The sequence below is a fragment of the Streptomyces lycii genome (genome assembly GCF_009735685.1).
GTDB lineage: Bacteria > Actinomycetota > Actinomycetes > Streptomycetales > Streptomycetaceae > Streptomyces > Streptomyces lycii.
On sequence record NZ_WHPN01000352.1, the window covers coordinates 13,925 to 34,652 of the forward strand.

Genomic DNA, 20,728 nt, shown 5'->3' on the forward strand with positions numbered 1-20,728 from the left:
GATCATCGGAATGTCACCCGGCTCGGCCGGTGGTGGCCAATGGTTTCTGCTGGAGCGGGACCGGGCGCAGCGGCAGCGTTCGTTCCGATTCCAGCAGCCCCCGGCCGGTACCGTCCGGCCCGCTTCCGGTGTCCGCGACGACCCCCGGGCCGGCCGGGTCCGTCTCCGCGCCGGTCCAGGGTCCCGCGGCCTCCGCACCGAATCGGAGATCCTCGGCCTCCGCACCGATTCGGGGACCCTCGGCCTCCGCACCGGCCCCTGCGCCCGTGGACTCCGCGCCGGTTCCCGCTCCTGTGCTGTACGCACCCGTCACCGCGCCGGTCCCCGCGCCCGTCGTCTCCGCACCCGTCACCGGGCCGATTCCCGGGTCCGCGGCCTCCACACCGTTCTCCGGGCCGGCCGTCCCGGTGCCCGTCTCCGCACCCGTCTCCGTAACGGTCTCCGGGCCCGCCGTCCCGGTAAGCGTCTCCGTGCCCGTCCCGTCCCCGGCGGTCTCCGTCCCGCCGTCGTGCGGAGCCCGCTCCGGCGCCGGGTCCCGTGCCGGGCCGCGCCACGTCTGCCCTGCCGCCTGCCTTTCCGGCGCTCCGCTCCTCGCGGTCTCCCGTTCCGGCGGCCGTGCCGGTACGACGCTCCGGGCCAGCCCGCACCGCTCGTCCGCGGTGGCGTACGGCAGCCGCAGTTCGCCCTCCGCCGTCCACACCCCCGTCCCCGCGAGCCAGCCCTCCGGGACGGCCAGCTGCCGCAACCGGCCCTCGGACGGCCGCCACACCGCCACCCCGGTCCCGTCCGGCCCGTCCGTCCGCAGCGCGACCCCGCAGCTCTCCGGGAGCAGTGTCTGGCCGGGCTGGGCCGCGAACGGCGTATAGGCGACGCCGCCCGGCGGTCCGTCCAGCAGCGAGTCGGGGAAGCGCACCGGGCGGGTGCTCCCGAGCACGCCCCACCCCAGCCGGTCCCGGCCGGGGGCGTCGGAGCGCAGGAGCAGCAGCCCGCTGTCCGGGTCGGCCAGCAGCAGCCGGTCGTCGCTGTCCTCGGCGAGTTGGAGCAGCGGACTGGTCTCGCCGGCCCGTCCCAGGTCGACGGCGATGGTCTTCGTCCGGCCGGAGGAGTCCGTACGGTCCAGGGCCAGCAGCCGGCCGGCCCGGTCCAGCCAGGCGCCGCCCGAGCAGGGGCCGGGGATGTCGGTGATGCGCTCCGGCCCGAAGGAGCCGCCGTGCACCCGCCACAGGGCGGTGGACTCCCCGGCCGGTGCGAGCGCGTAGACCGCGGAGCCGTCGGGGGACGGCGGCAGCAGACGCAGCCGCTCGCACTCGACGCCGCCGACGGGGAGTTCCCCGGTGGCGGGCCCGGTCGGGTAGAGCAGGGCGAACACGTGCCGTTCCCCGGAGCGGCGGTGGATCAGCACCCGTCCGTCGGCGAGCGGCAGCACCTCGCTGTCCGGCTCCTCCGGGCGCACGCCGGGCAGCAGCACCGCGTACGGCTCCGGGCCTCCCAGGGTCCAGCGCTCGGTGAGCAGTCCGCCGCCGGGGTCCGGCAGCAGCCGGGCTGCGTACGAACCGTCGGCCGCGATCGTCAGCGCGGGGCCCGGCACGCGGCCCGCGCCGGGCGCCCCGCCGGCCGGGGGCGCGGCGCCGGCGCCGTCGGGGCTCTCGAGTTCGTCGGGGCCGTCGGGGCCGTCGGGGCTGTCGGCGCTGCCGGGCCCGGCGGAACCGGGCGGGGGAGCGCCGGCGGTCGCCGTGCTGTCGCAGGCGGCGGTCTCCGGGGCACAGGCCGTCATAATGCGGTCACCTCCGGCAGACGAACCTAGGTATCGCACTCCCGGCCGATCAATGAGAGCGGGGGCGCTTCACGCATACGGGTGGATGTCGTTCGAATCGTCGTGAACGGGCGGGGCGATTGTGCTCCGCGCGTAACGCACGCCGGGGCGCCGGACGGGGCGGGCCCCCCGCCCGGCGTGCGGGGTAGCCTTTCCCCCGTGCCCGCACAGTCTGAAGTCATCGCCGCGCTCGACGCCCTGTGGCCGCCCGGCCGGGCCGAGCAGTGGGACGCCGTCGGCACCGTCTGCGGAGACCCGGACGCCGAGGTGCGCCGCGTGCTGTTCGCCGTCGACCCGGTGCGGGAGGTCGTCGACGAGGCCGTGGAGCTGGGCGCCGACCTGCTCGTCACCCACCACCCGCTCTATCTGCGCGGGACGACCACGGTCGCGGCCTCCACCTTCAAGGGACGCGTCGTGCACACCCTGATCAAGCACGACATCGGGCTGCACGTCGCGCACACCAACGCCGACCGCGCCGACCCAGGGGTCTCCGACGCCCTCGCGGGCGCGCTGGACCTGCGGGTCACCGGCCCGCTGGTGCCCGACCCGGACGACCCCGCCGGACGCCGCGGCCTCGGCCGGATCTGCGAGCTGGACGAGCCCGAGACGCTCGCCGGCTTCACCGCCCGGGCCGCCGCCGCGCTGCCCGCCACCGCGCAGGGCATCCGGGTCGCGGGCGACCCCGGCCGGACGGTCCGTACCGTCGCCGTGTGCGGCGGGTCCGGCGACAGCCTCTTCGACGACGTACGCCGCGCGGGCGTCGACGTCTATCTCACCGCCGACCTGCGGCACCACCCCGCCTCCGAGGCCCGCGAGCAGGCCCGGGCGCGGGCCGCCGGGGCGGACGCGGCGGTGCCGGCGCTGGTCGACGCCGCGCACTGGGCCACCGAGTGGCCCTGGACCGAGCAGGCCGCCGCCCAGCTCGACGAGATCTCCGACCGGCACGGGTGGAATCTGCGCACCCACGTCTCCCGTGCCGTCACCGACCCGTGGACCGCCCACGCGGCCTCCGACACGAGGCCCGCCGACGCGCCCCCGACACCGATCACCGACATCCCAGGAGCCCCGAACTGAACGCCGAGCCAGCCGACCAGATCCGCCTCCTCGACGTCCAGGCCCTCGACGTCCGGCTCTCGCAGCTCGCGCACAAGCGCACGACGCTGCCGGAGCACGCCGAGATCCAGACCCTGGAGGCCGACCTCGCGCAGCTGCGCGACCTGCTCGTCGCAGCCCGGACCGAGGAGAGCGACACCGCCCGCGAGCAGACCAAGGCGGAGCAGGACGTCGACCAGGTGCGCCAGCGCGCCGCCCGGGACCAGAAACGACTCGACTCCGGAGCCGTCACCTCCCCGAAGGACCTGGAGAACCTCCAGCACGAGATCGCCTCGCTCGCCAAGCGCCAGGGCGACCTGGAGGACGTCGTCCTGGAGATCATGGAGCGCCGCGAGGCCGCCCAGGAGCGGGCCGGCGAGCTGGCCGGCCGGGTCGAGTCCGTGCAGGCCAAGGCCGCCGACGCCACCGCCCGCCGGGACGCGGCCGTGCGGGACCTCGACGCCGAGACCGAGTCCGCCACCAAGGAGCGCGAGGTCGTCGCCGCCTCCGTACCGGCGGACCTGCTGAAGCTGTACGAGAAGCTGCGCGTCCAGCAGGGCGGCGTCGGCGCGGCGCGGCTCCACCAGCGGCGCTGCGAGGGCTGCCGGCTGGAGCTCAACATCACCGAGGTCAACGAGGTCCGGGCCGCCGCGCCCGACGAGGTCCTGCGGTGCGAGAACTGCCGCCGCATCCTCGTCCGCACGGCCGACTCGGGGCTGTGAGCCGGTGAGCGGAGCGAAGCGGCGTTTCGTCGTCGAGGCCGACGGCGGCTCCCGGGGCAATCCGGGGCCCGCCGGTTACGGCGCGGTGGTCCTCGACGCGGTCAGCGGCGAGCCGCTCGCCGAGGCCGCCGAGTACATCGGCACGGCGACGAACAACGTCGCCGAGTACAAGGGGCTCATCGCGGGGCTGCGCGCCGCGTACGCCCTCGACCCGGACGCCGAGATCCAGGTCCGGATGGACTCCAAGCTCGTCGTCGAGCAGATGTCCGGCCGCTGGAAGATCAAGCACCCGGACATGCGCCCGCTGGCCGCCGAGGCGAAGACGGTCTTCCCGGCCGAGCAGGTGACGTACGGCTGGATCCCGCGGGAGAAGAACAAGCACGCGGACCGGCTCGCCAACGAGGCCATGGACGCGGGCAGGCGCGGCGAGCGCTGGCAGCCGGGCGCGTCCTCGGCGGCCCTGGCCGCCGGACCCCGGCCGGAGGCGGTCGCCGACTCGGCGGAGCCGGAGGAACTGGACCGGCTCGCCGACACCGGGCCGGCCCTGCGGGGAACCGCCGCCGGGCCGTCCGCCGGGGAGACCGCGGCCGCGGGCTGGGGCCCCGACCTCGGCCCGCCCGCCACCTTCGTACTGCTGCGGCACGGCGAGACCGCCCTCACCCCCGAGAAGCGCTTCTCCGGCAGCGGCGGCACCGACCCGGAGCTGTCGGCCGCCGGCCGCCGCCAGGCCGAGGCCACCGCGGCGGCGCTGGCCGCGCGCGGCACGATCCAGGCCGTCGTCAGCTCCCCGCTGCGCCGCTGCCGGGAGACGGCGGACACGGTCGCGCGCAGGCTCGGGCTCGACGTACGCGTCGACGAGGGCATCCGGGAGACGCACTTCGGGGCGTGGGAGGGCATGACCTTCGCCGAGGTGCGGGACAGCTACCCGGACGACCTCGACGCCTGGCTCGCCTCGCCGGAGGCCGCGCCGACCGGCGGCGGTGAGAGCTTCGCCGAGGTCACCCGCCGGGTCGCCCGCTCGCGGGACAAGCTCCTCGCCCGCTACTCCGGCCGCACCGTCCTGGTCGTCACGCACGTCACCCCGGTCAAGATCCTGGTCCGGCAGGCGCTGGGCGCGCCCCCGGAGTCGCTGTTCCGGATGGAGCTCTCCGCGGCGTCGCTGTCGGCGGTCGCGTACTACGCGGACGGCAACGCCTCGCTGCGGCTGTTCAACGAGACCAGCCACCTGCGCTGAGGCAGCCGGCGCGTGTGCGCCGGAGGGGCGGAACCCCGCGCGGCACGGGCCCGGCGGCGCCGTGCGGGGGGTTGCGGCGGTGTGCGTGCGCCGGCCGCGGCCGCGGGCCCGGGCGTCCGGCCGCCGAACCCCGCCTCAGCTCCCCAGCAGGGCGGCCTCCCGGGCCAGCCGCTCGATCCGGGCCCAGTCGCGGTCCCGTACCGCGTCCGCGGGCAGCATCCACGAACCGCCGACACAGGCGACGTTGGGCAGCGCCAGATAGGCCGGAGCGGTGTCCGGGCCGATGCCGCCCGTGGGGCAGAAGCGCGCCCGGGGCAGCGGGGAGGCCAGCGACTTCAGATACGCCGCTCCGCCCGCCGCCTCGGCCGGGAAGAACTTCATCTCCGTGACACCCCGCTCCAGCAGGGCCACGACCTCCGACGTCGTCGACACCCCGGGCAGGCACGGCACGCCCGATCCGCGCATCGCGTCGAGCAGCCGCTCGGTCCAGCCGGGGCTCACCAGGAAGCCCGCCCCGGCGTCCACCGCGGTCCGGACGTCCTCGGGGGTCAGCACGGTGCCCGCGCCGACCGCGGCCTCCGGGACCTCGGCGGCGATCGCCCGGATCGCGTCCGGTGCCGCCGCCGTCCGCAGCGTGACCTCGACGGCGGGCAGTCCGCCCGCGACCAGGGCACGGGCGAGCGGCACGGCGTCGGAGGCGTCCTCCAGAACGACGACGGGGAGGACGGGCGCGAGGTCGAGCACGGAGGTCATGCGAGCATCCTGCCGGTGACGACGTACTGTGCGCAACGTGTATTGCGCAGCATGCAACGCAACCGGTGCTGGGGTGCTTTCCGGGCCCGCCCGGCCCGGGACCCGGCCTGTCCGATCTGCCCTGTCCGTACGGCCTGTCCGTCCTGTCTTGGCCCGTCCGTCCGTCCTGTCTTGGCCCGCCCGTATCGGGCTGCGGTGCCGCGATCGGCCGGGCGGTCCCGCTTCGGGGCGGCGGTGCGGCTTTCCGGGGCCGGCCGGTCACGGGGTTCCGGGGGAGGCCTGCCGCCCCGCCGCCTTCGGGCGCCCCGGGGCCGGCCGGTCATGGAGTTTCCGGGAGGCATGCCGCCTGCGGGCGTCCCGGGGGACCGGCCGGTCCGGCGTTCGGGGGGTCGTCGCTCCGGGCGTCCCGGGGCGGCGGATCCGGTGTTCTGGGGGAGGGGCTGTCGCTCCGGCGACGCGGGGCGGCGGGTCCGGTGTTCTGGGGGAGGGGCTGTCGCTCCGGCGACGCGGGGCGGCGGGTCCGGTGTTCTGGGGGAGCCTGGCGCTCCGGGCGTCCCGGGGCAGCCGGTTCGGCCTTGACCCGGGGGCGGTCGGTTCGGCCTTGACCCGAGAGGGGGTCGGTTCGGCCTTGACCCGGGGCGGCTGTTCCGCTGGTTGCCGCCCCGCGTCGAGGCCGGGCCTCAGTGCAGCTCGGTGACCACCACGTCCAGGTTCCACGCCCGGCCCGGCCGGGTGGGCGCCTGGGCCTCCACGGTGTGGCCGAGCTGCCGGAGCGCGTCCACCAGTTCCGCCGGTCCCGCGGGCTCGGTGCCGGACGTCAGCAGGTCCCGTACGAGCCGGCCCTTCGTCGCCTTGTTGAAATGGCTCACCACGGACCGCTTCTCCACCCCGTCCACCATCCGCGCGTGCAGCACCCGCACGGTCGCGGTCCGCTCGGCGACCTCGCCCTTCGGCTTCCACGCGGCGGCGTAGGCGGACGACCGCAGGTCCAGCACCAGGCCCCCGGCGGCGGCCTCGGGCAGCGTCTCGGCCATGGACCGGCGCCAGTACGCGCCCAGCGGTCCGGCGCCCGGCAGCCGCACACCCATGGAACAGCGGTACGAGGGAATCCGGTCCCCGATCCGCACCGCGCCCCAGAGCCCGGAGAAGACCAGCAACTGCCGTTCCGCCCGGGCCCGGGCGGCCGGATCGAGCGAGGCCGGGCCGAGGGCGTCGTAGAGCACCCCGGTGTAGATCTCGGCCGCCGGCCGGGCGGGGGCGGTGCGGAGCCCGGCGTTCTTGCCGATCTCGCCGCGCAGGCCCTCGCTGAGGCCGAGCACCTCCCGGGCCTTCTCCTCCTCGCCCTGGCACAGGGTGACCAGCTCGTCCAGCACCTCGGCCCGCGCCGCCGTCAGCCCCGGCAGCGAGAGCGAACCGAGGTCCAGCGGGGCCCCGGAGCCGCCCGCGGCCTTTCCTTCGGACGGCGGCAACAGCACGAGCACGGTGATCTCCTCAAGCGGTACAGCGATACGTCGGTACAGCGATACGTCGGTACGCCGGCGCGCCGCGCCGGCGTCGCGGGCGGGGCACCACGGGGCGGGCTCCACGGGTCGCGCCGGCGATGGCACGGGCACCGCGGCAGGGCGGACGCAGCGGCGGCGCGGACGCAGCGGCGGTGCGCCACGGCGGTGCGGGCCGAAGCCTACGGCCCGGTGGTCCGCCGGGGCACCGCGGAGGCCCGGGGAACGGGCCGGCGGGCCGGTCAGCCCGACACCCGCTGCAACCGGAACGGCCCGGCCGATCCCGCGCCGAACATCACCGGCAGATGGTTGCCGAACGGCATGACCACGACCGGCCGGTCCCGGTACTCCCGGAGAAACTGCTCCAGCGGCTCCCAGATCAGCGTCCGGTAACCGGACTCGGTGTGCTGGGGCTGGAAGGAGAGGGACACCGACTCGCCGTCGGTCACGCTGACGGTGTCGACCGGCAGCCACTCTCCGCCTATCCAGGACTCGAGACGAATGTATTCCATGGCTCAAGGGTGCCCTGCGCCGCCGACCGGGCGCATCCCGCCCCCGGTGGCCGGCGGACGGAACGGGATGTTACGGAACGGCGGAGTCCCGCGGAACACTCGGTGCCGGAGGGATCTCCGGAGGCCGGGCGCCGCCGTCGGCGAGCCGTTCCCGGAGAGCCGCCACGGCCGTCCGCGGATCGTCGGCGTGGAAGCGGACGACCCGGACCGGCGGAGTCCGCCGGCCGAGCGGGCGCACCGCGGTGACGGGCTGGGACAGCTCCACCGTGACCGATGTCTGACTGTCCACGACCAGCGACAGCACGCCGTCCTCACCGGTCTCCAGCAGCCGGCCGGCGGCGAAGCGGCGCTCGTGCCGGACCGAGGTGATGCTCCCGGCCGGTATCCGCAGGTCGAACAGGGCCCCGTAGCGCACGCGCAGCGAGCCGTCGGCCCCGGCGACGTGCGGGCGCGTGACGCAGGTCGCGTGCAGCGCCAGCACGAACAGGACTCCGTACAGATCCAGGACCAGCACGATCGCGTCGACCAGCGGCCAGGGAATGACCAGCGCCAGCACGACCGTCTCGACGACCGACGCGAACAGCAGCAGGAAGATCATCGGTGCCTGTCCGCGTGCGTACCCCACCCCGTGGTCGCCCGGGCCGACACCGTGCGGGCGCCGGGCCACCCACCGGGCGACGCCCGCCATGGCGCGCAGCTCGTACACCAGCAGCCGCCGCACCGCGACCGGCAGAAGCTGCCCCGCCGCCCGGCGGAGCGCCGGTCCCCGGCCGTACCCCGCGCTCCGGGCGCTGCGGTAGTGGCGCGCCAGCAGGACCGCCTCGGCGGCCAGCAGGGCGAGCACGGCGGCCTCGGCGGCCACGACCGCCGCGGCCGGGACGCGAACCCCGGCGAGCAGGCAGACGACGACGGCGATCTCGGCCGGCAACACGACGGCGGCCGCCCACCTGCTCACCTTCCCGGCCGTCCCGGCCTTCCCGGCCGTCCCGGCCTTCCCGGCCGTCCCGGCCTTCCCGGCCGTCCCGGCCGTCCCGGCTATCGCGGGCTTCGCGGGCTTCCGGGGCTTCCCGGCGCCCGGTACCGCCGCGCCGCCGTCGGCAGCCGCAGCCGCTGACCCCGGCGCCCCGGTCCCGTCCGCCATGCCGGGAATCCCCCTTCCACCTGCTCCGCCCGGTCCGCCCCTGCCCGGCCCGTCTGCCCCGCCCGGCCGGTCTGCTCCGCCTGGTCCGTCTGCTCCGCCGGGCCCGTGTGCTCTGCCCGGTCCATGGCCTGGTCCACCGGCCCCGCCTCGTCCATGGGCCCCGCCTCGTCCATGGGCCCCGCCTGGTCCACCGGCTCCACCGGTCCTGTCTGGTCCATCGACTCCGCGTGGTCCGTCCGCCCCGTCCGCCCCGTCCGCCGTGGTCCGCGAGTGCTTCCGCTCGTGCGCGCGCCCCGTCTCTTCCGGCTGCTCGTGGAGCCCTTCGCCGTGTGTCGTCGTCATGCCGTCATCGCTCCTCTGCTGCCCGCTCGGTCAGTACGGTCATCGCCCGGCGTACGACTTCGGCCTGGGCCGGGGCCAGATCGGCGAGCAGCGCCTCCCCGAAAGCCGCCCCCGCACCGCCACCCCAGCCACCACCGGTCCCGGCCGCGGGGCCCGGCCCGGTTCCGGCCCCGGATCCCGGCCCGGTCCCGATCGCTGCCCCGGATCCCGCCCCGGCGTCGGTCCCGGCCCCCGACCCCGCCCCAACCTCGGCTTCGGCCCCGGATCCCGGCCCGGCCCCGGACCGGTCCTCCGTGCCGTGGGCTTCCGCGTGGGCCGGTGCCGTCGTGCCCCCGGCCCGCAGTGGTCGCAGCACCCCGTCCGGGACGCTGTCCACGATCGCCAGCACCGCCTGCTCGACCCGTGGATCGTCCGGCCGGGCCGTCGCGAGTTCGTCCATCAGCGCGTAGATCTCGTAGGCCCGGGCGGCCGCTTCCGGATCACCAGCGATGTGCCGCACCAGCGCCAGGGCCCAGTCCCGCTGCTCCGGCGCGGCGGAGGCGTCGAGCATGGCGAACAGCTCGCGCTCCTTCACGGCCATCGCGGGTTCGGGGCCGGGCCGGGCGGCGGAGGCCCGGGCCATCTCGGCGAACACGGCGGCGAACTCGGGCGACACCGGCCCCTCGGCGGGCAGCTCACCGTCCCGTGCCTGCCGCAGCAGTCCGGCAAGCCGTTCCCTGCGCTCCCCGATGGCGCGTTCCTGCCGGGCGAGGTCGGCGTCCAACTCGGCCAGCACCTCGTACAGTTCGCGTCCCGCGTCGTCCGCGACGACGTCCCGCACCTCGTCCAGGCCGAGCCCCAGCTCGGTCAGCCGGCGCACCCGGGCCAGCTCGACGGCGTCCCGCAGCCCGTACTCCCGGTAGCCGTTGGCACGCCGCCGTGGTTCGGGCAGCAGCCCGAGGTGGTGGTAGTGGCGCACGGTACGGGTGGACACCCCGACCAGCGCGGCAAGCTCTCCGATCCGCATGCCGTCAGTAGAAACCTTGACGTCGCGACAAGGTCAAGCGCCGCCCCGGCCCCATGGCGAACCGGACCACCGGCAACGCGGCGGCCGACTGTGCCCCGACCAGGGGGGAAGAACTCTCCTGTGCGGCTGTTCCGTGGAGCTGAGCCGTGGATGCCGTGCGAGGTGGGGCCATGGTGGTTGAGGTGACGCCGACAGGCCCGGGCCGGACCGCCACGCGAAGCGCACCCGCTACGCCCGGGGACAGATCCCCGTCCAGCTGATGGTTGACCGCCACAAGGGCTGCGTCACCCCGTTCAGAGACCCGGAAGGCGACGACCACCGGCAGGTGACCGCCGTCCCCTGCGGCAAGTCCGTCACCCTTCCCGCCCCCTGTCTCCTTCGAGCCGGAGACGGACGACTTCGGCTGACCGGCCGCCGCCCCGTTCGTCCCGTGGTGTTGCTGGGCCCGTGGTGCCCGTGCCGGCGCGGACCGGGCACCATGCCTGTGCCCCGGTCCGGGATGCCCGTGTCCCGAGCGACGGGCATGGCGGGTGCGGCACGCGCGACGCCCACGCCCGCACGCGACATCCGCCACGCGCACCGGCGCCCGGCGATGACTTTCGTACGGCCCGGCGGTCTGTCCCGGTGAGGACCGTGACAGGAGGCCGACCATGCCCGCTGCCGACGCACCGCCGCCGCGCACGTCCCAGGACGGCTGCCGACCGGCCCGCGAGGCCCCGGACCCGCCCGGGGCACCGCTGCTGCTGACGCTCGCGCCGCAGCACGCCCGGGGCGACATACCCGGGCTCTGCGAGCGCGTGCGCGGCGCGCTGCACGACGGACCGCCGGACAGGCTCGTCCTGTGCGACGTGGCCGCCGTCGCCGAACCCGATCTGGTGACGGTCGAGACGCTCGCCCGGCTCCAGCTCACCGCCCGCCGCCACGGGCACCGGCTGGGGCTGCGGAACGCCGGGCCCCGGCTGCGGGCCCTGCTGGAGCTGACGGGACTGACGGAAGTCCTGCCGCTAGGAGCCGGCTCCCTCCTCGGCGACCGGGGTGCCGTCGGGGCCGATCCCCGGGGGCAGGCCGAACAGCGGGAAGAGATGCGGGGTGTCGAGGAAGGAGTTGAGCCCGGTGATGCGGCCGTCCGTTATCTCGATGACCTGTAGCGCCCACGGCTTCCAGCCGGCGCCCTCACCGGCGGAGCGGTACTGGCCGAAGGCGGGCATGCCGTTCGCCACGACCGGCAGCAGCCGGGAGTCGCGGCACTCCAGGCCGGGGCCCGTCAGCCAGCCGCGTATGTCCGCGTGGCCCCGGAGCCACAGCGGGTACGGCGGCATGGTCATCGTCGCGTCCTCGTGCAGCAGCGAGGTGAGGGCGTCGAGGTCGTAGCGCTGGAAGGCGTCGACATAGCGGGCCAGCAGCTCGCGCTGCTCCTCGTCCATCGGCTTGACGGTCTCGGCGGAGTCCTCGCCGGAACTCGCGGCGAGCGTCGCCCGGGCCCGCTGCAGGGCGCTGTTGACCGAGGGGACCGAGGTGCCCAGCAGCTCCGCGACCTCGCTCGCCTTCCAGGCCAGCACCTCGCGCAGGATCAGCACGGCCCGCTGCCGCGGCGGCAGGTGCTGGAGCGCGGCGACGAAGGCCAGCCGGACGCTGTCCCGAGCCACCGCCACGTCCGCCGGGTCGCCGCCGGACTCCAGGACCCGGCCGTCCGGCGCGGGCTCGACCCAGGTCGACTCCGGAAGCGGCTCGGGCAGCGGGGAGGACGCCGAAACCGGTGAGGAGAGGTCCATGGGGCGGGCGCGGCGGCCGCTGCTCTTGAGGGTGTCCAGGCAGACGTTGGTCGCGATGCGGTAGAGCCAGGTCCGCATGGAGGCGCGGCCCTCGAAGCGGTCGTAGCTCTTCCAGGCGCGCACCATGGTCTCCTGCACGGCGTCCTCCGCGTCGAAGGAGGAGCCGAGCATGCGATAGCAGTAACCGGTCAGCTCCACGCGATACCGCTCCAGCCGGTGCTCCAGATCCGGCTCGCCGGTCCCGGCCTCCGCCCGGGCCGCGGCCGCGCCGCCCGCCGCCGCGCTCGCTACGAGTTCACTCATCGAGGCTCACCTCTTCGTCAACCTGGGCACCGGGACCGACTTGTCCGGCTACGGAACCCACACTAGGACGGGGGTGTGACAACGGCGCCCCGTACGAAGGAACGCGCAGGCAGAAGTGGTTCCGCGGCCGTTCCGCGGCCGGTGGCGCGGTCGCTCCCCGCGGCCGGTGCCGGGGCACGCCGGTGCCGGGGCACGCCGGGCGCGGCGGACGGGCCGGACGGGCGGACGGGCCGGCTTGGCGGGGCGGCGGACCCGGTGGGCCGGCCCGGGAGGACCGGGAGGCCAGTGCGGTGCTGCCCGGTCGGCCGTGCACCATCGGCGTGGTCGTCAGCAGCGCCGGTACGGGGACGTCGTCTGCCCGGTCTGCAAGGTCCTGCACGGAGCCCGGCCGGAAGCGTCGACTATCATGGCCGGCACGGCAGGCGAGCCGAGCGGACGGCCGCGTCAGGACAGCAAGTCCTGCCGAGGAACGTCCGGACTCCACAGGGCAGGGTGGTGGCTAACGGCCACCCGGGGCGACCCGCGGGAAAGTGCCACAGAAAGCAGACCGCCGGGGACCTCGGTCCCCGGTAAGGGTGAAACGGTGGTGTAAGAGACCACCAGTGCCCAGGGTGACCTGGGCAGCTCGGTAAACCCCACCCGGAGCAAGGTCAAAAGGGAGCACCCCGGTGCTCCTGCGCGGACGTTCGAGGGCAGCCCGCCCGAGTCCGCGGGTGGACCGCACGAGGCCGGCGGCAACGCCGGTCCCAGATGGATGGCCGTCTCCCCGGCCGCCGCGAGGCGACCGGGTGACAGAATCCGGCGTACAGCTCGACTCGCCTGCCTTTGTCTCCCCGGCCGGGCCCCCGGGTCTTCGGGCCCCGGGTCCTCGGGCCCCCGGGTCCTCGGGCCCCCGGCGGCCCCCGCCGTTACGGGCAGCAGCCGGACGGGCCCCGGCGCACCGTCCGGTCGACCAGGTCCCGCCAGCCCGCCTCCAGCCGTTCCACCGGCATCCCGCGCACCGTCCGCAGATGGTTCACCAGCGGAGGCTCGAAGCAGCCCAGCAGATTCTCGGTGAGCAGCGCGAGGTCGCCGGTGACCCCGGCCTCGCGCAGCAGGACCGCGATGTGGGTGCCCCGCACGAGCCGGGCCGGGTGGCTGTAACGGCGGTTCGCGTCCTGGTCCGTCTCCAGGAGCACGTCCATGTAGGCCAGGGTGTGCCGGATGGCGGCGACGCCGAAGGCCTCCAGCCGCTCGACGGGCGGCGCACCCGGCCCGAGCGGCGGCGGGCCGGACAGGAACGCCTGCTGGAAGGCGCGCTCGGAGTGGTCCAGCAGGGCGTACATCAGGCCCACGCGGTCGCCGAAGCGGCGGAAGACGGTGCCCTTGCCCACCGAGGCGGCGCAGGCGACGGCCTCCATCGTGACGTGTTCCGCGCCGTGCTCCGCGACGAGCCGGGCGGCGGCCTCCAGCAGCCGCATCCGGTTGCGGGCCGCGTCCGCGCGCTCGGTGGCGACTCCGCCGTCCGCCATGGGCAGCCCCTGGGCCCGCTCCGGCACCGGGGCCGGCGGCGGGAGCTGAGCGGAGCGGAATGGAGGAGTCATGTGGCGAGCCTAACGCTTCTCGGGTTAAGTGGACCAGGGTCCGGTTCCTGTGTTAGATATTAACGGACCGCGGTCCGTTTATTGGGCCGAATCTTTGTTGTCTCTGTCCCCGCAGGAGTTGTCTCCCATGTCCGTACGCATCCTGGCCCTCGTCGGCAGCCTTCGTTCCGGTTCGCACAACCGTCAGCTCGCGGAGGCGGCCGTCGCGCTCGCCCCCGAGGGCGTCGAGGTCGAGATCTACGAGGGCCTCGCCGACGTTCCCTTCTACAACGAGGACATCGACGTCGAGGGCAGTGTCCCCGCCGCCGCCCTCGACTTCCGTGCCGCCGCCGAGCGGTCGGACGCCTTCCTGCTCTTCTCGCCCGAGTACAACGGCACCATGCCCGCCGTGCTGAAGAACGCCATCGACTGGTACTCCCGCCCGATGGGCTCCGGCGCGTTCGTCGGCAAGCCCGTCGCCGCGATCGGCACCGCCTACGGCCAGTACGGCGGCGTGTGGGCGCAGGACGCGACCCGCAAGGCCGTCGGCATCGCGGGCGGCACCGTCCTGGAGGACGTCAAGCTGTCGATCCCCGGCTCCGTGGTCCGCTTCGGTGAGGTTCACCCGAAGGACGACCCCGAGGTCGCCGAGAAGCTTCCCGTCGTGCTGCGGCAGATCGCCGACGCCACCGCTCAGCCTGCGCAGGCCTGACCCGGCCGTACGGCCCGGGCCCGAATCCGGCTGCCCGGTCCGAACTGCCCGGGCTCCGGTTGTCCGGTCCACCCGATCCCGGGCCCGGGCCCCGCTGTCCGCTCCGCCTGGGCCTTGCCCGACCCGGCCGTACCACCCGGGTTCGAGCCCGGCTGCCCGGCTGCCCGGTCCGAACTGCCCGGTCCGAACTGCCCGGGCCGCGGTTGTCCGGTCCGCCCGGGCCCCCCGGACCGGACAACCGCGCCCCGGGCGGGCGCGAATCCCTTTCCCGGTCCACGCGGGCCCGGTCGTCGGCGCTCGGCCCGCGCGAGTCCGTGCCCGGCCGGGCCCTCGGGCCGGCCCCGTGCATGTCCCCGGGCTCCGGGGCGGTGCCGCCGCTGCCCCGGAGCCCGTCCGGCGTGTTGCGCCGTGTGGGTGAAGCGGTCACACGGGGTGTGAAGGACACACGTGCACGTACCCGTGCACACACCCTGTGCCGCGGTCTCCCCGCGCGGTTCACTCGTCTCCAAGGGCCGCCGCTCCCCGCCCCGCGGCCCGCCCGCCCCGTCGCTTCTCCTCCCTCCGCACGACGGGGCGGGCCCCACCCCTCCCGGCGGCCTGTGTGCCCCGCTCCCTCCCGCCCGGCCTGCGGACCCGGGCGTTCCGGTATGCCGTCGGAGTGCCCCGGATGGCAGTGGATTGCCCCCGAACGTCCCAGTCGGACGTGAAGCTCATCCAGCGGACACGTATGTGTTGTGCACGCGACAACGCCTCGCCGTCCCCTGCCGGTGCACTTGCCACCTGACACCACCCAGTCAGGGGAGGGCCAGGTCAAGATGACTTCCACGTTCCACGGGCAGGAGCTGCGTGCCGCCGCCGCGCACCTCGGCCGCCGCCGTTTCCTCACCGTCACCGGAGCCGCCGCCGCGCTCGCCTTCGCGACCAACCTTCCGGGCAGCGCCCAGGCCGCCATGGCGGACGCCCGCCGGGCCGTCGGCGCGGACCCGTTCACCCTCGGTGTCGCCTCCGGCGACCCGCTGCCCGGCTCGGCCGTGCTGTGGACCCGGCTCGCGCCGGAGCCGTACGCCGCCGACGGCGGAATGCCGCAGGCCCGTGTCGAGGTGAGCTGGCAGGTCGCGCACGACGAGCGGTTCAGCCGCGTCGTGCGCAGCGGCCGGGCCACCGCCCACCCCGAGTTCAACCACTCCGTGCACATCGAGGCCACCGGTCTCGCGCCGGACCGCGTCTACTACTACCGCTTCCGGACCGGCGACTGGGTCAGCCCGGCCGGCCGTACCCGCACCGCGCCCGCCGCGGGCGCCGACATCGCCCGCCTGAAGCTGGGCGCGGTCTCCTGCCAGGCGTACCACCAGGGCTACTTCACCGCTTTCCGGCACCTGGCGGAGGAGGACCTCGACATCGTCTTCCACCTGGGCGACTACCTCTACGAATACGCCGTCAACTCCTCCGGCGGCGCCCGCGGCTACGACTCCGGCACCCTCCCCGCGCACTTCAACCGGGAGACGGTCACCCTCGACGACTACCGGATGCGCTACGGCCTCTACAAGTCCGACCCGGACCTGATCGCCGCGCACGCCGCGCACCCCTTCGCCGTCACCTGGGACGACCACGAGACGGAGAACAACTACGCGGACGACACCCCGGAGAACTCGGTGGCGCCCGAGGAGTTCCTGATCCGCCGGGCCGCCGCCTACCGGGCGTACTGGGAGAACCAGCCGCTGCGCAAGCCGCAGCAGCCCGACGGCGCCGACATGAAGCTCTACCGCCGGCTGGAGTTCGGCAGGCTCGCCCGGTTCGACATCCTCGACACCCGCCAGTACCGCTCCAACCAGGCGTACGGGGACGGCTGGAAGGTCCCGGGCCCGGAGTCCGAGGACCCCTCGCGCACCATCACCGGAGCCACCCAGGAGCGCTGGCTGATCGACGGCTGGCGCGCCTCCCGCGCCCGCTGGAACGTTCTTCCCCAGCAGGTCACCTTCTCCCGCCGGGCCAGTGACCAGACCGACGGCCACACCGTGAGCATGGACGCCTGGGACGGCTACCCGGCCTCCCGGGAGCGGCTGCTCGCCGGGGCGGAGAGCGCCGGGGTGGAGAACCTCGTCGTCCTCACCGGCGACGTGCACGTCGGCTACGCCTTCGACATCAAGCGGGACTTCGACGACCCGGACTCCCGCACCGTCGGTACGGAGTTCGTCGCCACGTCCGTCTCCAGCGGCGGTGACGGCGCCGACAAGCCGGCCAACTGGGACCGGTTCACGACGGCCAACCCGCACATGAAGTTCTACAACGGCCGGCGCGGCTATGTGACCGTCGAACTGGACCGGGAGCAGGCCCGCGCAGACTTCCGCACGCTCCCGGCCGTCACCACCCCGGGCGCGGAGATCGGCACGGCCGCGTCCTTCGTCACCCGCTCGGGCGAGCCCGGCCTCGAGGCGGTCTGAGCCGCCCGCGCGCGCCGCGGGTTCCCGCGCCCCGTTCCGCCGGAGCTCCCCCGGCGGAACGGGGCCCGGCGGAACGGGGCACGGCGGGTCAGGCCTCGCCCGGGTAGCGCACGCCGATGCGCTCGCGGATCCTGTCGAGCGTGCGCATCACCGCGAGGGTGCCCTCCAGCGGCACCATCGGTGACTCCTTCTCACCCGACCGCAGACAGCGCATCACCTCGGCCGCCTCGTGCTGCATGCCGTTCCGCTCGCCCTCGACGGTGATCTCCTCCGGGTCGCGGCCGTACCGGTGCAGCACGAACTTCTCCGGGTGGAAGAAGCCGCGGGGCAGTTCGATCCGGCCCTTCGTCCCGGTGACCGCGGCCGTCATCGGGGTGTCGGCGGTGATCGAACAGCTCAGCATGCCCAGCGCCCCGGAGTCCCAGCCGAGCAGGACGCCGGTGTTGGCGTCCACGCCCTCCGGGGTGAGCAGCGCCCGGGCCTGGACGTCGTCCGGTTCGCCCAGCAGCAGTTGCGCGAACGCGACCGGGTAGATACCGAGGTCGAGCAGCCCGCCGCCGCCCTGTGCCGGGTCGCGCAGCCGGTGGCCCGCCTCGAACGGCCCCGAGGTGCCGAAGTCGGCGTGCACGGTCCGGATGTCGCCGACCACCCCGTCCCGTATCAGCGCGAGCATGTGCCGCACCACGGGATTGCAGTACGTCCACATCGCCTCCATCAGGAACAGGTCCCGGGCCCGGGCCAGCTCCACCAGCTCAGTGGCTTCCGTCACATTGAGCGTGAACGGCTTCTCGCAGAGCACCGCCCGGCCCGCCTCCAGGCAGAGACCGGCCGCGGCGCGGTGCGCGGAGTGCGGTGTCGCGACGTACACGACGTCGATGTCGTCGTCCCCGGCCAGCTCGGCCCAGCTGCCGTACGCACGGGGTATGCCGAACCGGTCGGCGAATCTCTTGGCCGACTCGGTGCTGCGCGAGCCGACGGCGACGATTTCGGCGTCCGGCATCTCACGCACCTGTTCGGTGAAGGTGGAAGCGATCCCACCCGTGGCCAGAATGCCCCATTTGACCTTGTTCATCGCAGTGTCCGCCCTGGTCTTGGCCTGGAATTGTTGCTGAGAGGATAGGGAACGATTCCACTTCTACATGGAGAGGCGTATGCCGGAGCCCGGTCCGATCAGTCCGCAGCGAATGCCCGTCCAGCAGTCCGAGCCCGTCCGGCAGCGCCCCGGCCCGAATCCCGGGCCGCACCCGGGGTCCGCCGGCGACCGGGCCGGACAGGGGCGTACGAGCCTGCTGGTCACGCTGATCCTCGGCGGGCTCACCGCGGTGCCGCCGCTCTCCATGGACATGTACCTCCCGGCGCTCCCCGCCGTCGCCGAGTCGATGGGCAGCGCGGCCGCGACCGCCCAACTCACCCTCACCGCCTGCCTCGCCGGGATGGCGCTCGGCCAGCTCGTCGTCGGCCCGATGAGCGACCGGTGGGGCCGCCGCCGGCCGCTGCTCGTCGGCATGGTGATCTACGTCGTCGCCACCGCCCTCTGCGCCTTCGCCCCGAACGCCGGCGTCCTGATCGCCCTCCGGCTGCTCCAGGGCCTGGCCGGGGCCGCGGGCATCGTGATCTCCCGGGCCGTCGTCCGCGACCTCTACGACGGCAACGCGATGGCACGTTTCTTCTCCACCCTGATGCTGATCTCCGGAGTGGCGCCCGTCATCGCCCCGGTGATCGGCGGTCAGGTGCTGCGGATCACCGACTGGCGCGGTGTCTTCGGCGTGCTGACGCTCATCGGCATCCTGCTCACGCTCGTCGTGTGGCGCCGGCTCGACGAGACCCTGGCGCCCGAGCACCGGCACGGCGGCGGCCTGCCCGACACCCTCCGCACCATGCGCGGACTCCTCGCCGACCGGGTCTTCACCGGCTACATGCTCGCGGGCAGCTTCGCCTTCGCCGCCCTCTTCGCCTACGTCTCCGCGTCCTCGTTCGTCATCCAGGAGATCTACGGGGCCTCACCGCAGACGTTCAGCCTGCTCTTCGGCATCAACTCGATCGGCCTCATCGCCTGCGGCCAGATCAACGGCAAGATCCTCGTCGGCCGGGTCAGCCTCGACAAGGTGCTGCTGGGCGGGCTGCTGACGGTCATCGCCGCGGCGACCGCACTGCTGCTCATGGCCACCGGGGTGTTCGGGCACGCCGGGCTGGTCCCGGTGTCGGCCGCGCTGTTCGTCCTGATGTCCGCCATGGGCTTCGCGATGCCCAACACCAACGCCCAGGCCCTGATGCGCACCCGGCACGCCGCCGGCTCGGCGTCCGCGCTGCTCGGCACCAGCACCTTCCTCGCCGGTGCGATCGCCTCCCCGCTGGTCGGCGTCGCGGGCGAGGACACGGCCGTGCCGATGGCCGTCGTCCAGCTCGTGTCCGCCCTGGTCGCCCTGGGCTGCTTCCTCGGGCTGTGCCGGCCGTGGCGGCGCCGGAGGGGCCGGGGCACTCCGGCCGGAGCCGCGTCGGCGGCGGTCGCGCAGTCGGCCCCGCTCGCGGCGAGACCGGAGGGAGCGGAGAACTGAGCAGCGCCAGACTCCGCCCGGGCACGCCCGAACAGGCCGGGCTGGACGGGGACGAACTGCGCGGCCTCGAGGACGAGGTGCGCCGGCTGTCCGGCGGTGACCGGCCGTGGTGCTCCGGGGCCGTCGTGGTCGCCGGGCGCGGGCCGTTCGCCGCCGTGGAGCACGCCTCGGGGTGGGCCGTCCGGTACGCCTCGTACGACGAGGAGACCGGGCGCGGCGTCGAACTCCCGTACGCGCGCCGCGTCCCGATGCGTCTCGACACCCGGTTCGACCTCGCCTCGCTGACCAAGCTCTTCACCGCCGTCGCGGCCGTCCAGCAGGCCGAACGGGGCGCGCTCGGCCTCGACCGGCCCGTGGCCGCGTACGTCCCCCGGTTCGCGGCGGCGGGCAAGGGGACCGTGACCGTACGCCAACTGCTCACGCACACGTCCGGCTTACGGGCCGAACTCCCTCTGTACGAGGCACCAGGGCGCGCCGACCGGCTCGCCATGATCTGGCGGGAGCCGCTGCTGAGCGAGCCCGGCGCCTTCCGCCGCTACTCCGACCTGAACATGATCGTCCTTCAGGCGGTGCTGGAGCAGGTCACCGGGGAGACCCTGGACACCTGTGTGCGGCAGGGGATAACCCGGCCGCTCGGGATGGCCTCGACGGGCTTCGGTCCCGTGCCGTACGTCTCCGCCGCCGCCACCGAGGACCAGCGGCGGCCGTGGGGGAAGCTGGACCGGGGCATGCTGCGGGGCATCGTGCACGACGAGAACGCGTACGCGCTCGGCGGGATCGCCGGCCACGCCGGACTGTTCTCCACGGCCGGCGACCTGGCCGTGCTGTGCCGGGCGCTCCTCGGCGGCGGCAGATACGGAACGGCGCGCATCCTCGCGCCCGCCTCCGTGAACGCCCTGCTCGCGCCGCCCGGCCTCGGCTTCCTGACCGACCAGCCGTCCTTCATGGGGGAGCTGGCGGGGCACGGGGCGGCGGGCCACACCGGGTTCACCGGCACCAGCCTCGTCCTGGACCGGGCCACCGACACGTTCCTGGTGCTGCTCGCCAACACCGTGCACCCCCGGCGGCAGGCCGCGTCGAACGCCCCGCGCGCGGCGGCGGCCACCCGTCTCGCGCGCGCCGTACGGACCGCCGGGGCGGGGCGGCGGACACCGGGCGGCCGGGGCCGGGGCCGGGGGCGGTGAGGCGGGCTTCGGGGCGGGCTTCGGTGAGGCGGGCTTCGGGGCGGGCTTCGGTGAGGCGGGCTTCGGGGTGGACTGGTTCGGGGTG

At 74.9% G+C, this 20,728-nt stretch carries 16 protein-coding genes, 1 other RNA gene and 1 pseudogene; 9 read left to right on the forward strand and 9 right to left on the reverse strand.

Annotated features, from left to right (window positions below; all coding sequences use genetic code 11):
* Positions 1-13 precede the first annotated feature (13 nt).
* Entirely contained in the window at positions 14-1,774 is a 1,761-nt protein-coding gene (locus GCU69_RS34615) for a hypothetical protein (RefSeq protein ID WP_156207079.1), read from the reverse strand.
* Positions 1,775-1,972: 198 nt separating this feature from the next.
* Between GCU69_RS34615 and GCU69_RS23270 the strand changes: the two genes are divergently transcribed.
* The 3 genes from GCU69_RS23270 to GCU69_RS23280 are packed head-to-tail and all read left to right on the forward strand — an operon-like array spanning position 1,973 to position 4,861.
* Positions 1,973-2,887 carry a Nif3-like dinuclear metal center hexameric protein gene (locus GCU69_RS23270; RefSeq protein WP_156207080.1) on the forward strand — a complete coding sequence of 305 codons (915 nt, stop codon included), beginning with the start codon at positions 1,973-1,975 and terminating at the stop codon, positions 2,885-2,887.
* Positions 2,884-3,627, forward strand: coding sequence for a zinc ribbon domain-containing protein (locus GCU69_RS23275; protein WP_180268737.1), 744 nt, complete (start codon positions 2,884-2,886; stop codon positions 3,625-3,627). The genes GCU69_RS23270 and GCU69_RS23275 overlap by 4 nt, the downstream gene beginning before the upstream one ends.
* A gap of 4 nt (positions 3,628-3,631) precedes the next feature.
* A complete protein-coding gene (locus tag GCU69_RS23280; RefSeq protein ID WP_098751671.1) occupies positions 3,632-4,861 on the forward strand; it encodes a bifunctional RNase H/acid phosphatase in 1,230 nt (409 codons plus the stop codon).
* Positions 4,862-4,996: 135 nt separating this feature from the next.
* On the opposite strand, the gene eda is transcribed toward GCU69_RS23280, so the two are convergent.
* From eda to GCU69_RS34830, 5 genes are all read right to left on the reverse strand, one after another.
* Positions 4,997-5,614, reverse strand: a complete 618-nt coding sequence (eda, locus tag GCU69_RS23285; protein ID WP_098751670.1) for a bifunctional 4-hydroxy-2-oxoglutarate aldolase/2-dehydro-3-deoxy-phosphogluconate aldolase — start codon at positions 5,612-5,614, stop codon at positions 4,997-4,999.
* 680 nt (positions 5,615-6,294) lie between these two features.
* Positions 6,295-7,095: a peroxide stress protein YaaA gene (yaaA, locus tag GCU69_RS23290; RefSeq protein ID WP_156207081.1), complete on the reverse strand. Its 801-nt coding sequence runs from the start codon at positions 7,093-7,095 to the stop codon at positions 6,295-6,297.
* 260 nt (positions 7,096-7,355) lie between these two features.
* Positions 7,356-7,625 (reverse strand): hypothetical protein, encoded by a 270-nt coding sequence (locus GCU69_RS23295; protein ID WP_098751281.1) that lies wholly within the window; start codon positions 7,623-7,625, stop codon positions 7,356-7,358.
* A gap of 70 nt (positions 7,626-7,695) precedes the next feature.
* The gene (locus GCU69_RS23300; protein ID WP_156207082.1) at positions 7,696-8,580 is read right to left on the reverse strand and encodes a hypothetical protein; all 885 of its coding nucleotides are present in this window, start codon (positions 8,578-8,580) and stop codon (positions 7,696-7,698) included.
* 532 nt (positions 8,581-9,112) lie between these two features.
* A complete protein-coding gene (locus tag GCU69_RS34830; RefSeq protein ID WP_156207083.1) occupies positions 9,113-10,114 on the reverse strand; it encodes a MerR family transcriptional regulator in 1,002 nt (333 codons plus the stop codon).
* 650 nt (positions 10,115-10,764) lie between these two features.
* Between GCU69_RS34830 and GCU69_RS34005 the strand changes: the two are divergent.
* Positions 10,765-11,091, forward strand: a pseudogene (locus GCU69_RS34005) (STAS domain-containing protein); the annotation flags it as partial.
* Between the two features lie 27 nt (positions 11,092-11,118).
* Here the strand turns inward: GCU69_RS34005 and GCU69_RS23315 are convergent.
* Complete coding sequence (locus tag GCU69_RS23315; protein WP_098750395.1) at positions 11,119-12,189, reverse strand: sigma-70 family RNA polymerase sigma factor; 1,071 nt, start codon at positions 12,187-12,189, stop codon at positions 11,119-11,121.
* 423 nt (positions 12,190-12,612) lie between these two features.
* On the opposite strand from GCU69_RS23315, the gene rnpB reads away from it, so the two are divergent.
* Positions 12,613-13,011, forward strand: an RNA gene (rnpB, locus tag GCU69_RS23320) — RNase P RNA component class A.
* Between the two features lie 86 nt (positions 13,012-13,097).
* Here the strand turns inward: rnpB and GCU69_RS23325 are convergent.
* Entirely contained in the window at positions 13,098-13,772 is a 675-nt protein-coding gene (locus GCU69_RS23325) for a TetR/AcrR family transcriptional regulator (RefSeq protein ID WP_098750396.1), read from the reverse strand.
* Between the two features lie 127 nt (positions 13,773-13,899).
* Here GCU69_RS23325 and GCU69_RS23330 point away from each other — a divergent pair, with 127 nt between their 5' ends.
* Positions 13,900-14,463 carry an NAD(P)H-dependent oxidoreductase gene (locus GCU69_RS23330; protein ID WP_098750397.1) on the forward strand — a complete coding sequence of 188 codons (564 nt, stop codon included), beginning with the start codon at positions 13,900-13,902 and terminating at the stop codon, positions 14,461-14,463.
* 815 nt (positions 14,464-15,278) lie between these two features.
* Positions 15,279-16,904: an alkaline phosphatase D family protein gene (locus tag GCU69_RS23335; RefSeq protein WP_156207085.1), complete on the forward strand. Its 1,626-nt coding sequence runs from the start codon at positions 15,279-15,281 to the stop codon at positions 16,902-16,904.
* An 88-nt stretch (positions 16,905-16,992) separates the two neighbouring features.
* Here GCU69_RS23335 and GCU69_RS23340 read toward each other — a convergent pair whose 3' ends face one another.
* A complete protein-coding gene (locus GCU69_RS23340; protein WP_156207086.1) occupies positions 16,993-17,976 on the reverse strand; it encodes a Gfo/Idh/MocA family protein in 984 nt (327 codons plus the stop codon).
* Positions 17,977-18,055: 79 nt separating this feature from the next.
* On the opposite strand from GCU69_RS23340, the gene GCU69_RS23345 reads away from it, so the two are divergent.
* On the forward strand, positions 18,056-19,459 hold the full coding sequence (locus GCU69_RS23345; RefSeq protein WP_176604631.1) for a multidrug effflux MFS transporter: 1,404 nt from the start codon (positions 18,056-18,058) through the stop codon (positions 19,457-19,459).
* Entirely contained in the window at positions 19,456-20,643 is a 1,188-nt protein-coding gene (locus GCU69_RS23350; protein WP_235978656.1) for a serine hydrolase domain-containing protein, read from the forward strand. Before GCU69_RS23345 ends, GCU69_RS23350 begins: the two co-directional genes overlap by 4 nt.
* Positions 20,644-20,728: the final 85 nt, after the last annotated feature.

Bases quoted from the DNA above. Each gene is read 5' to 3' on its own strand.
- GCU69_RS34615 (WP_156207079.1), bottom strand. From the start codon at position 1,774: ATGACGGCCTGTGCCCCGGAGACCGCCGCCTGCGACAGCACGGCGACC.
- eda (WP_098751670.1), bottom strand. From the start codon at position 5,614: ATGACCTCCGTGCTCGACCTCGCGCCCGTCCTCCCCGTCGTCGTTCTG.
- GCU69_RS23295 (WP_098751281.1), bottom strand. From the start codon at position 7,625: ATGGAATACATTCGTCTCGAGTCCTGGATAGGCGGAGAGTGGCTGCCG.
- GCU69_RS34830 (WP_156207083.1), bottom strand. From the start codon at position 10,114: ATGCGGATCGGAGAGCTTGCCGCGCTGGTCGGGGTGTCCACCCGTACC.
- GCU69_RS23315 (WP_098750395.1), bottom strand. From the start codon at position 12,189: ATGAGTGAACTCGTAGCGAGCGCGGCGGCGGGCGGCGCGGCCGCGGCC.
- GCU69_RS23325 (WP_098750396.1), bottom strand. From the start codon at position 13,772: ATGACTCCTCCATTCCGCTCCGCTCAGCTCCCGCCGCCGGCCCCGGTG.
- GCU69_RS23330 (WP_098750397.1), top strand. From the start codon at position 13,900: ATGTCCGTACGCATCCTGGCCCTCGTCGGCAGCCTTCGTTCCGGTTCG.
- GCU69_RS23335 (WP_156207085.1), top strand. From the start codon at position 15,279: ATGACTTCCACGTTCCACGGGCAGGAGCTGCGTGCCGCCGCCGCGCAC.
- GCU69_RS23340 (WP_156207086.1), bottom strand. From the start codon at position 17,976: ATGAACAAGGTCAAATGGGGCATTCTGGCCACGGGTGGGATCGCTTCC.
- GCU69_RS23345 (WP_176604631.1), top strand. From the start codon at position 18,056: ATGCCGGAGCCCGGTCCGATCAGTCCGCAGCGAATGCCCGTCCAGCAG.